Raw genomic sequence first — 12,041 nt, 5'->3', positions numbered from 1 at the left:
ATTTTTTATGATAGTTATCATAAAATTATTTATACATTAGCACTAAATTTATCGGATAATTAAAGGGAAATGAAAATAAAAATTATTGGTATTGGGAGTTATATTCCTAATTTAGAAGTAAAAAACACAGATTTTGATAAACATGTTTTTTTAAATGAGGACGGAACTCCTTTTGGTTATCCTAATGAAGTTGTAATTAAAAAATTTAAAGGTATTACGGGAATCGAGAATCGTCGTTATGCCGAACCACAATACAATTCTTCTGATTTAGCTTTCTTTGCGGCTGAAAAAGCAATTGCAAATGCGGGAATCGATCCAGAAACTTTAGACTACATTATTTTTGCGCATAATTTCGGTGACGTAAAAACAGGAACGCATCAAACTGATGTTTTACCAAGTTTAGCAACAAGAGTTAAAAACAAATTAGGAATTAAGAATCCTAAATGTGTGGCTTACGATATTCTTTTTGGATGTCCTGGATGGATTGAAGGCGTTTTACAAGCAAATGCTTTTATCAAATCTGGAATGGCAAAAAGAGTAATGGTAATTGGTGCCGAGACTTTATCGAGAGTTGTAGATGATCACGACCGTGATTCTATGATTTATTCTGATGGAGCTGGAGTTTCAATTTTAGAAGCATCGACCGATGATGCTGGATTGTTGTCTTACGAAAGCGCTACTTATGCCAATGATGAAGCGAATTATCTTTTCTTCGGAAAATCGTATAATCCAGATTTAGATCCAGATATTAAATACATTAAAATGTATGGGCGTAAAATCTACGAATTTGCTTTAAGCAATGTTCCATGCGCTATGAAAAGCTGTTTAGATAAAAGCGGAATTGGAATTGATGAAGTAAAAAAAATCCTGATTCACCAAGCAAACGAAAAAATGGACGAAGCAATTATCGAACGTTTCTACAAACTTTACGATAAAACGGCTCCAAAAGATATTATGCCAATGAGTATTCACGATCTAGGAAATAGCAGTGTTGCAACTGTTCCTACTCTATACGATTTGATTTTACAAGGAAAAATAGAGAACCACGAAATCAACAAAGGCGATGTTCTTATTTTTGCTTCAGTAGGAGCTGGAATGAATATTAATGCTTTTGTTTATAGATACTAGTCGCAGTTTACAATTACAGTATTCAGTTTTGCAGACTGAAAACTGTGACTGAGACTGAAAACTAAAAAAGTCCGCACTATTAGGTGCGGACTTTTTTAGTATATTTGCGACCTAATTAAAATCAAGAACGAGAGATTAATTCGTTCGCAATAACTATGTACGAAAAAACGTTTCCGAATAAAAGATTCAAACTTACCTTAGAGTTTTTAAAAAAGCACGTTAGCACATCTGAAACCATTTTTGATTTTGGTGTATCCAATCCGTTTTCTAAGATAATGGAAGAAAATGGTTATACCGTAAAAAATACAAAAGGCGAAGATTTAGACAACGACCATACGGCGCTACAAACGGAAGAATATACTGTTTTTACTGCATTTGAGATTTTCGAACATTTACTAAATCCATACACTGTTTTACAAAACGTAAAATGTGACAAACTATTAATTTCAATCCCATTACGTTTATGGTTTTCACCAGCATATCGTTCTAAAACCGATATGTGGGACAGACATTACCATGAATTTGAAGATTGGCAATTGGATTGGCTTTTAGAAAAAACGGGCTGGAAAATTACCGATCGATTACAATTTACACATCCAGTAAAAAAATTCGGATTCAGACCCTTATTAAGATATTTCACTCCGAGATATTATATTGTTGTGGCTGAAAAAATAAAAGCCTAAAGGCAAATTCCAATAAAAAAATCCCAAATTCCAATTGAACCAGCTTTGATTGGAATTTGGAATTTTAGAAGATTGGGATTAATTCTCAAAAATTGGAATTTGGAATTTTTAAAAATTTGGAATTTAAAATGAAATACTACATCGTCATTCCCGCACACAACGAACAAGATTTAATAGGCTTGACTTTAGAATCTTTGGTTTCTCAAACTGTTTTGCCATCAAAAGTTGTGGTTGTAAATGACAATTCTACAGATAAAACTGAAGAAGTTGTGTTAGGTTTTGCAACAAACAATCCGTATATTTCTGTTGTAAACAAAACTTCAGATGCCATTCATATGCCGGGAAGTAAAGTGATTCAAGCTTTTCAGAAAGGTTTTGAAACTTTAGATTCTAATTATGATATCATTGTAAAAATAGACGGCGATTTAATTTTTCCTCCAAACTATTTTGAGACCATTATTAAACATTTCGAATCAGATGAAAGAGTTGGAATGGTTGGAGGATTCTGCTACATTGATAAAAATGGTGAATGGGTTTTAGAAAACCTTACCGATAAAGATCATATTCGCGGAGCCTTAAAAGCGTATAGAAAAGAAACCTATCAACAAATTGGCGGTTTACGTCCAGCAATGGGTTGGGATACTGTTGATGAATTACTTTGTAAATATTACAATTGGAAAATTGTAACCGACCAATCTTTACATGTAAAACATTTAAAACCAACGGGAGCAAATTACAATAAAACAGCTCGTTACAAACAAGGCGAAGCTTTTTACACTTTAGGTTATGGGTTTTGGATTACCGCAATTGCTTCGGCAAAATTGGCGATGATGAAGAAAAAACCATTTCTGTTTTTAGATTATATCAGAGGATTTTGGAAAGCCAAAAAAGCCAATACTCCTTTATTAGTTACCCCCGAACAGGCTAAATTTATTAGGAATTATCGTTTTGCAAAAATGAAACAAAAGCTTTTTTAATCTTAAAAAAATTAAAAAACTGCCCAGCTGAAACGGTAAACTGTAAACTAATCCTTAATTTAGCCAATATTTAAAAATTATGATGCTAATCCGTTATTTATCCCAAGTAGGGAAATATTTTTTAATGCTGAAAGAAATTTTCAACAAACAGACTAAATGGCCTGTTATGAAAAATCTAATCCTAAAAGAAATTGATGATCTTATTATTGACTCACTAGGAATTGTTTGCTTTATCTCTTTTTTCATCGGAGGAGTTGTTGCCATTCAAACAGCATTAAACTTAACCAATCCTTTAATTCCAAAATATTTAATTGGTTTTGCTACACGTCAATCTGTAGTTTTAGAGTTTGCCCCTACTTTTATTTCGGTAATTATGGCCGGAAAAATGGGGTCTTACATTACTTCAAGTATCGGAACAATGCGAGTTACAGAACAGATTGATGCGTTAGAAGTTATGGGAGTTAACTCCGTAAACTATCTTGTTTTTCCAAAAATAATCGCTTTATTAATGTATCCTTTCGTAATCGGGATTAGTATGTTTTTAGGAATTTTTGGTGGATGGATGGCTTGTGCTTACGGAGGATTTTCAACTGGTGCAGATTTTATTATGGGAGCTCAAAAAGATTTCATACCGTTCCATATTACTTATGCCTTTATTAAAACTTTAATCTTTGCCATGCTATTGGCAACAATCCCATCTTTTCACGGATACTATATGAAAGGTGGTGCATTAGAAGTTGGTAAAGCAAGTACAACATCATTCGTATGGACTTCTGTTTGTATCATTCTTTTTAATTATATATTAACTCAATTATTATTAGGATAATGATAGAAGTAAAAAATATAGAAAAATCATTTGGGGATAGCAAAGTTTTAAAAGGCGTTTCGACGGTATTTGAAACTGGAAAAACCAACTTGATTATTGGACAAAGTGGATCTGGAAAAACAGTTTTATTAAAAACGCTATTAGGAATTCACACGCCAGATTCAGGAACAATTGAATTTGACGGAAGGGTTTATTCTGATTTAGACAAAGATGAAAAACGTGACTTGAGAACCGAAATAGGAATGGTATTTCAGGGAAGTGCGTTATTTGACTCAATGACTGTTGAAGAAAATGTAGCTTTCCCATTAAAAATGTTCACTAATAACAACAAAGCGCAAATCAAAGAACGCGTTGATTTTGTTTTAGAAAGAGTAAATCTAATCGATGCACACAAGAAACTGCCTTCTGAAATTTCTGGAGGAATGCAGAAACGTGTGGCTATTGCTCGCGCAATTGTAAACAATCCGAAATATTTGTTTTGTGATGAGCCTAACTCTGGTTTAGATCCAAATACTTCGACTTTGATTGATAACTTGATTCAAGAAATCACAAAAGAATACAATATTACAACTGTAATTAATACTCACGATATGAACTCTGTAATGGAAATCGGTGAGAATATTGTTTTCTTAAAGAAAGGTCTGAAAGCTTGGCAAGGAACAAAAGAAGAAATCTTTACGACCGACAATGAGGCAGTAGTTAAATTTGTTTATTCTTCAAACCTTTTCAAAAAAGTAAGAGAAGCCTATTTAAAAGGCTAGTCCTTTTAAAAATTCCAATATTAAAAATCCCAAATTCCAATTGTAGTAAACTTTGGAATTTGGGATTTTTTATTCTCTCTTACTTGGAATTTAATTGATCAATTCTACTTCTGCATTCGGATTAAAAAGATAAGTCTTTCCAGAGCTGATTTCTAAACACTCGAAACGCTTTGTTCTAACGGCTATTTTTTTAAAAACTTTACCATTTTTAATTCTAAAAATACTTCCGTACGGAATTTCAAACACGTAATTTTTATCATTTTCTTTGTCATATTGTTTTAAAGCCAAAGACAAAGTAGTATCGGTATCACTACTCGCTGAAGGATTTTTGAAATGTCTTGCCAAAAGCGGTAATATCTGTCCTGGAAATATTTCTGGCCGAATAAACGGAACCATTAAACGCTGAAAAGTATATTTCCATTCATTTCCATGCGGTTTTATATTTCGTCCGAATTTCTCAAAAGCAACTAAATGTGCAATTTCATGAATCAGCGTAATTAAAAAACGATACTTATTCAAACTTGCGTTAACCGTAATTTCATGCTTTCCACTTGGTCCTCTCCTATAATCACCGTGACGCGTCTGACGCTCGTTTACAATTTTCAAGTGAACCTGATTGGCCACTATCAAATCGAAAACAGGTTTTACCGCGTGTTCAGGAATATATTTAGCTAAAGTTTCGCTCAATTTAAAGTTAAATGTTATCTGTTAGATGTTATACGTTAGACGTTTTAAAATTGGAATTTGGATTTTTTATTTTGGAATTTAATTTACGGATTTGTTGAAGAAACTTCTAAAACTTTTCCGTTAAAATATTTATTTCCATTTAATGTAAAATCATAGATATAAGTTGCCATTCCTTCAGCAGAAATTGGAGCTTGATAACCAGGGAAAGCTTCATTAAGCATTTCAGTTTGAACAGAACCCAAAGCCAAAACATTAAATGAAATTCCTTTTTCTTTATATTCTTCAGCCAATAATTCAGTTAAAGTAATTACGGCTCCTTTACTCGAACTGTAAGCCGCTAATCCAGCAAACTTTAAGCTTCCGCGAACTCCACCAATTGAACTAATTGTTACAACATGACTTCCTTTTTCTAAATACGGAATACAGATACGAGTTAAATTGGCAACAGCAAAAACATTCACTTTATAAATATTTTCAAAATCTGCCTGTGTCGTTTGCTCAAAAGGTTTTAAAAGCAAAGCCCCTGCATTATGAACAACTGCATCTACTTTTTTCCATGTTGAAGAAAGAAAATTGTCAACCTGATCCAAAGCCGTTTCATCTGCCAAATCAACAGACAGACAAGTTACATTTTGATGTTCTAAAAGTGCTTGCGGTATTTTTCTGGAAATGGCCAAAACCTGATGACCTGCTTCGGCAAATTTCAAGGCTAATTCGTAACCAATTCCTCTGCTTGTTCCTGTAACGATAATATTTTTCATGTAGCAAAAATAATCAAATGCTGTAAAACAGCCTCTTATTTGTTCATCGTTATTTCTTGCGTTGGCGAAATCGCAATTTTGGTTACTGCAGGCAATAATTCTTGTGTGAATGCCGTGATATGAGGAATATCCATTAATTTAAATTCGTCTGAAACATGGTGATAATAATCAAAGTTTTCAAAATCGAAAGTACTTAGGGATTGGCATGGTTTTCCAAAAGCTTGAAAAAACGAATAATTATCAGAGCGGTAGAATAATTGATATTCTGCTTCTTTCGGTAAAAATCCAATGGTGTTTTTTCCTGTATATTCGTTTATTTTTTGCGCCATATTCGATTTATCAAAACCAGTTATGTAAGCCAAATAATCTCGTTTCATTGGCACACCAATCATTTCTATGTTTAATTGTGTATAAAGATTGAAATTTTGTTTTTTCAATTTCTCTACTAAACTTTTTGAACCTAGTAATCCTTTTTCTTCTCCAGCAAAAAACACAATTAAGATACTTCGTTTATTCGCTTTAGTTTCGCTAAAATATTTTGCCATCGCCGCTACAGACGTTACTCCCGAGGCATCGTCATTTGCTCCATTATTTATTTTATCGGCTTGTTCTTTTTTCTCTAAACCAATATGATCGTAATGTGCGCTCAGGACCACAAATTCTTTTTTAAGTTCAGGATCTGTTCCTTCAATAACACCAACAATGTTGAAAGCTGGCGAATCAAAATTGGTCAAAGTATCGCGATAGGTTTTAAAATAGGGTTTGATTTTATTTTTCTTTAAAAAATCTTCCAAGAAAACCGCCGCTTTTTCAATTCCTTGCGTTCCTGTCTCACGGCCTTCCAATTCGTCAGAAGAAAGATATTTTAGAAAATCTGAAATTTCAGATTCTTTTACTTTATAGCTAATTTCTATTGGCTTTGAATCTGTTTTTGCTCCACTTTCATTTGAAGTTGAAGTTCCCGATTTACATGCTAAAAAAATAAATGGAAGCAAAAAGTATAGCTTTCTCATGGTTTTCTGTTTTTATTGATGATTGATAATACTATTATTGGACTATAAACTTATGAAAAGTAATAGAATATTCATAAAAAAACCCTTTCAACTAAAAGCCGAAAGGGTTTAAAATATGTTTTTACGATTATTTATCCAGCAATAACTGCTCTAGAAATTACGATTTTCTGAATTTCAGAAGTTCCTTCGTAAATCTGAGTAATTTTAGCATCACGCATAAAACGCTCTACGTGGTATTCTTTTACATACCCGTTTCCTCCGTGAATTTGAACAGCTTCAACTGAAGTATCCATTGCAACCTGCGAAGCAAATAATTTTGCCATTGCACCGCTCACGTCGTAATTTTTATGATTGTCTTTATCCCAAGCTGCTTTCATACATAAATGACGCGCTGCTTCGATATTTACTGCCATATCTGCCAATTTAAAAGCAATTGCCTGATGGTTGCAAATTTCAGTTCCAAAAGCTTTACGTTCTTTAGAATATTTTAAAGCCAATTCATAAGCTCCTGAAGCAATTCCTAATGCTTGCGAAGCGATTCCAATTCTTCCGCCTGCAAGAGTTTTCATTGCAAATTTAAATCCGAAACCATCTTCACCAATTCTATTTTCTTTTGGAACTTTAACATCAGAAAACATTAATGAATGTGTATCAGAACCGCGGATTCCCATTTTCTGTTCTTTCGGACCAACTGAAAAACCTGGCATATCTTTAGTCATAATCAAAGCATTAATTCCTTTGTGCTTTAATTCTGGATGTGTTTGTGCAATTACTAAATATACAGATGCTGTATTTCCGTTTGTGATCCAGTTTTTAGTTCCGTTCACTAAATAGTGATCTCCCATATCAACCGCAGTTGTTTTTTGAGAAGTTGCGTCACTTCCTGCTTCAGGTTCACTTAAGCAAAAAGCTCCGTGAATTTCTCCAGAAGCCAAACCTGGAAGGTATTTTTGTTTTTGCTCTTCAGTACCATATTCTTGCAATCCCCAGCAAACTAATGAATTGTTTACAGACATTACAACAGATGCAGAAGCGTCTACTTTAGAAATTTCTTCCATTGCAATAACATAAGAAATAGCGTCTAAACCGCTTCCTCCATATTTAGGATCAACCATCATTCCCATAAATCCAAGCTCACCCATTTTTTTGATTTGCTCCGTTGGAAAAGTCTGGTGTTCGTCACGTTCAATAACTCCCGGCAATAATTCATTTTGAGCAAAATCTCTTGCTGCCTGCTGAATCATTAAATGTTCTTCGGTAAGATTAAAATCCATAGTAGTATTCTTTAAAGTTTTTTCAACCAAAATTTCAAAACAAATTTCAGTTGATGGTTTTTTATGTTTTTGTTTTTTTTCAGCTCCTAAAACTTTTCAGTTCAAAGGCTTCCAAAGATACTTTTTAAAAGTGTAATTACAATGCGCGCATATAAAATTAATAGATCAGCAAAGATTACGATAACGTTTTCGTGATTATTTAGCTTTTTCTTCAAATCAGCATTAATCTCGTAACAATTCTTTTAAAATTTAAAAGCCAATTTTTCTTTTTAAAGCTTAAAAAAACGAACATTTATGAAGGATTTATATCAGTCAATCCTTAAACAATTCTTAAAACACGTAAATCTACGTAAAACTAGTCCTACTAATTTGATTTTTAATGTAATAGAAAAATTAAATGTATATTTTACAGAAAAAAAACATTCTAAAAATGAACCAAATATTAATAAATTACTATTATTTTTGCCTTAAAAATAATAAATTGATAGAATATGAAAAAGATTTTACTTTTACTGATAATCCTTTTAAGCTTACCATTTTCTACTGTTTCAGCACAAACTCAAATCGAAGTTAACGGTGTGACAGTTCCTAGAAAAATAGAATTTCAAGGCAAGTCATTACAATTAAACGGAGCAGGCGGAAGATCAAAAATGTGGCTGGAAGTATATGTTCAGGCATTGTATTTATCTCAATTAGCTCAAGATCCGCAATTCATTATTGATAGTGATACTGAAATGGCTGTCAGAATTGAAATTACTTCTTCTATGGTTTCTTCAAACAAACTGACAAAAGCAATGAACACAGGTTTTGAAAAATCTGCTGGAGCAAATCTTGAACAACTACGCCCTAGAATTGAACAGCTAAAAAGTTTTTTAAGTGACGTAATTACAGAAAAAGATGTATTTGTTTTAGCTTACAACCCTTTTGACCAAAATGTTTACGTTTCTAAAAATGAAGTTTTGAAAGGAAAAATTCCTGGATTTGATTTCAAAAAAGCATTATTCGGAATCTGGCTTTCTGACAAACCAGTTGACGAAACTTTGAAAAAACACTTATTAGGACAATAGTTCTTAATTTTTTAAATATTCAGAAAGCCGAAAACCAGATAGTTTTCGGCTTTTCTTTTTTGTTTGCTAAATTTGCTGCAAAATACATTATTCGCATTATTCTATTTTATACATTTACGCAAAATAAACATATCACAACAAAATGAAAGATTTATTACAACAATTTGAAAACAAAGCACCTGAAATTGTTTTCAATTGGAAAGATTCTGAAACAGAAGCCGAAGGGTGGACTGTAATTAATTCACTTCGTGGAGGAGCTGCGGGTGGAGGAACAAGAATGAGAAAAGGCTTAGACATGAATGAAGTTTTGTCATTGGCAAAAACTATGGAAGTTAAATTCTCAGTTTCTGGTCCTGCAATTGGAGGAGCTAAATCTGGAATTAACTTTGACCCAAACGATCCTCGCAAAAAAGGTGTTTTGCAACGTTGGTACAAAGCCGTTTCTCCGTTATTGAAAAGCTATTATGGAACTGGAGGAGATTTGAATGTTGATGAGATTCACGAAGTTATTCCGATGACAGAAGAATGTGGTGTTTGGCATCCGCAGGAAGGTGTTTTCAATGGACACTTTAAACCAACAGAAGCTGATAAAATCAATAGAATTGGTCAATTACGTCAGGGTGTAATTAAGGTTATCGAAAACCCTAAATTCTCTCCAGACGTAACTAGAAAATATACAGTTGCCGATATGATTACGGGTTATGGCGTTGCCGAAGCGGTTCGTCATTTTTACGCAACTTATGGCGGAGACATAAAAGGTAAAAAAGCAATCGTACAAGGTTTTGGAAACGTAGGTTCTGCAGCTGCTTTTTATTTAGCCGAAATGGGCGCAAAAGTTATCGGAATCATCGATCGCGACGGTGGATTAATAAAAGAAGAAGGTTTATCTTTTGAAGAAATTAGAACGTTGTTTTTAAATAAAGACGGAAATAAATTGGTTGCGGATAATATGATCCCGTTTGATGAAATCAATTCTAAAATCTGGACAATCGGCGCAGAGATTTTCACTCCATGTGCTGCATCTAGATTGGTAACTCAAGCGCAAATTGATAGTTTAATTGCAAATGGATTGGAAGTTATTTCTTGCGGTGCGAATGTTCCTTTTGCTGACAAGGAAATTTTCTTTGGTTCTATTATGGAAGAAGTTGACCGTAAGGTAAGTTTAATTCCAGACTTTATTTCAAACTGTGGAATGGCACGAGTTTTTGCTTATTTCATGGAGAAAAAAGTTCAAATGACAGATGAGGCTATTTTTAACGATACTTCAGACACAATTAAAAATGCGATTGTAAAAGCTCATGCTTTAAGTCAATCAAAAACAAATATCAGCGCAACTGCTTTTGAAATTGCATTGAAACAGTTAGTGTAAATTGATTTATATCTCAATCTAAACGAGCCGCATTATTGTTGGCTCGTTTTTTTTAACCGCAAAGTTCGCAAAGGTTTACGCAAAGAACGTTAGGTTATTTCTCGCAAAGTCGCGAAGTCACAAAAAAACTAAAAAAAGAAAAACTTTGCGACTTCGTGACTTTGCGAGATTTAAAAACAAATCGCTTTGCGAACCTTGCGTAAACCTTTGCGAACTTAGCGGTTAAATTCTCTCTTTCATTCTAAACAATTTTTACTACTTTTAAACGTTTTTAAAATAATACATTTCAAAATTCAGAATCTAAATGAGTTCGTCTATTTCTACAGATCAAAAGAAATCATTGCTATTCACAACAGCTATATATGCGGCAATAATTCTATTGTTGCTTTTTATACGTTTCTGGCCTCCTTATAATCCAGAAAACAATGTAGCTCTTGCTGATGGCGGCGGAGGTGGCGGTGGCGTAACTGTAAATTTCGGAGACAGCGATTTAGGCTCTGGTGCCAATTATAAAAGCGAAGTTCTGGATGTAAAAAACAATGTAAAACAAGCAACTCCTAAAGCAACTCCTAAAGAAGAAGCTATAATTAGTCAAGAAAATACAACTGCTGATAATGATGTTGTTATTCCGACCAAAGAGAAGCCGAAAAAACCTGTTCCTGTTGAAAAACCAATACAAAAACCTGTACCAGAAAAACCAAAAGTTTCTAACTCAACAAATGATGCTTTAGCCAGCATTATGAAAGGTTCTAATAAAGGTGGCGATGGAGACGATAAAGCAGCTGGAAATAAAGGAAAAGCAAACGGAAGTTTAAACTCAAACGGATATTACGGATCTGGTGGCTCTGGCGGAGGAACTGGAGGCGGTAACGGAACTGGAAATGGCATTGGCACAGGAAGCGGTTACGGAGCCGGAAGCGGCGGAGGTTCTGGTGGAGGATCTGGATATTCTTTGAACGGACGAAAAGCATTATCTAAGCCAGCTCCAAAATATACTTGTAATGAAGAAGGAACTGTTGTGGTTGAAGTTACAGTCGATCAAACTGGAAAAACCGTTAGTGCTACTGCAGGAATAAAAGGAACAACAAACAAAGCAAGTTGCTTATTAGAACAAGCCAAAATTGCCGCATTAAATACAAAATGGTCTGCTGATGACAATGCTGCACCAAAACAAGTTGGACGAATTATTTATAATTTTAACTTGAATTAAAAAACACGAATTTCACGGATTTGCACGAATCTGCTATTATAAAAAAGGCTTTCAGAAATATCTGAAAGCCTTTTTTGTATCCAACCTGTTTGTCATTTCGACGAAGGAGAAATCTTCGCGAGAGACTCTACAAAGATTGGCTTCTCTTTGAGGAGTTACTTGCGAAGATTTCTCCTTCGTCGAAATTGTAAAAGTCACTTATTTCGGTAACGGATTTATCATTTCGATTGGCTTTTTTCCATCAATTCCCTGATGTGGCCTTTCGTGATTATAGTAATATAAATA

12 protein-coding genes are annotated in these 12,041 nt (G+C 33.8%); 8 read left to right on the top strand and 4 right to left on the bottom strand.

The genetic code is table 11. The features are described from left to right. Positions 1-69: 69 nt before the first annotated feature. The 5 genes from SOM12_RS07740 to SOM12_RS07720 all read left to right on the top strand — a co-directional run bounded on the left by SOM12_RS07740 (position 70) and on the right by SOM12_RS07720 (position 4,375). Positions 70-1,128 (top strand): 3-oxoacyl-ACP synthase III family protein, encoded by a 1,059-nt coding sequence (locus SOM12_RS07740; RefSeq protein ID WP_095931816.1) that lies wholly within the window; start codon positions 70-72, stop codon positions 1,126-1,128. A gap of 155 nt (positions 1,129-1,283) precedes the next feature. After that, complete coding sequence (locus SOM12_RS07735) at positions 1,284-1,811, top strand: methyltransferase (RefSeq protein WP_320492967.1); 528 nt, start codon at positions 1,284-1,286, stop codon at positions 1,809-1,811. Positions 1,812-1,939: 128 nt separating this feature from the next. Further along, complete coding sequence (locus SOM12_RS07730) at positions 1,940-2,788, top strand: glycosyltransferase (protein WP_320492966.1); 849 nt, start codon at positions 1,940-1,942, stop codon at positions 2,786-2,788. A gap of 79 nt (positions 2,789-2,867) precedes the next feature. Next, positions 2,868-3,614, top strand: coding sequence for an MlaE family ABC transporter permease (locus tag SOM12_RS07725; protein ID WP_095931814.1), 747 nt, complete (start codon positions 2,868-2,870; stop codon positions 3,612-3,614). After that, positions 3,614-4,375 (top strand): ABC transporter ATP-binding protein, encoded by a 762-nt coding sequence (locus SOM12_RS07720; protein WP_095931813.1) that lies wholly within the window; start codon positions 3,614-3,616, stop codon positions 4,373-4,375. The genes SOM12_RS07725 and SOM12_RS07720 overlap by 1 nt, the downstream gene beginning before the upstream one ends. A gap of 90 nt (positions 4,376-4,465) precedes the next feature. Here SOM12_RS07720 and SOM12_RS07715 read toward each other — a convergent pair whose 3' ends face one another. The 4 genes from SOM12_RS07715 to SOM12_RS07700 all read right to left on the bottom strand — a co-directional run bounded on the left by SOM12_RS07715 (position 4,466) and on the right by SOM12_RS07700 (position 8,110). Beyond that, complete coding sequence (locus tag SOM12_RS07715) at positions 4,466-5,062, bottom strand: SprT-like domain-containing protein (RefSeq protein ID WP_095931812.1); 597 nt, start codon at positions 5,060-5,062, stop codon at positions 4,466-4,468. 83 nt (positions 5,063-5,145) lie between these two features. After that, a complete protein-coding gene (locus SOM12_RS07710) occupies positions 5,146-5,823 on the bottom strand; it encodes an SDR family NAD(P)-dependent oxidoreductase (RefSeq protein ID WP_095931811.1) in 678 nt (225 codons plus the stop codon). Between the two features lie 35 nt (positions 5,824-5,858). Next, positions 5,859-6,836, bottom strand: coding sequence for a M20/M25/M40 family metallo-hydrolase (locus SOM12_RS07705; RefSeq protein WP_095931810.1), 978 nt, complete (start codon positions 6,834-6,836; stop codon positions 5,859-5,861). A gap of 131 nt (positions 6,837-6,967) precedes the next feature. Beyond that, positions 6,968-8,110 (bottom strand): acyl-CoA dehydrogenase, encoded by a 1,143-nt coding sequence (locus SOM12_RS07700; protein WP_320492965.1) that lies wholly within the window; start codon positions 8,108-8,110, stop codon positions 6,968-6,970. A gap of 491 nt (positions 8,111-8,601) precedes the next feature. Here SOM12_RS07700 and SOM12_RS07695 point away from each other — a divergent pair, with 491 nt between their 5' ends. From SOM12_RS07695 to SOM12_RS07685, 3 genes are all read left to right on the top strand, one after another. Beyond that, positions 8,602-9,177 carry a chalcone isomerase family protein gene (locus tag SOM12_RS07695; protein WP_320492964.1) on the top strand — a complete coding sequence of 192 codons (576 nt, stop codon included), beginning with the start codon at positions 8,602-8,604 and terminating at the stop codon, positions 9,175-9,177. Positions 9,178-9,319: 142 nt separating this feature from the next. After that, on the top strand, positions 9,320-10,546 hold the full coding sequence (locus SOM12_RS07690) for a Glu/Leu/Phe/Val dehydrogenase dimerization domain-containing protein (protein WP_320492963.1): 1,227 nt from the start codon (positions 9,320-9,322) through the stop codon (positions 10,544-10,546). 304 nt (positions 10,547-10,850) lie between these two features. Further along, positions 10,851-11,756, top strand: a complete 906-nt coding sequence (locus tag SOM12_RS07685) for an energy transducer TonB (RefSeq protein WP_320492962.1) — start codon at positions 10,851-10,853, stop codon at positions 11,754-11,756. Positions 11,757-12,041: the final 285 nt, after the last annotated feature.

It is taken from the genome of Flavobacterium sp. CFBP9031 (assembly GCF_034044945.1).
In the GTDB taxonomy this organism is placed as follows: domain Bacteria; phylum Bacteroidota; class Bacteroidia; order Flavobacteriales; family Flavobacteriaceae; genus Flavobacterium.
This window is presented reverse-complemented; position numbering and strand designations above follow the sequence as displayed.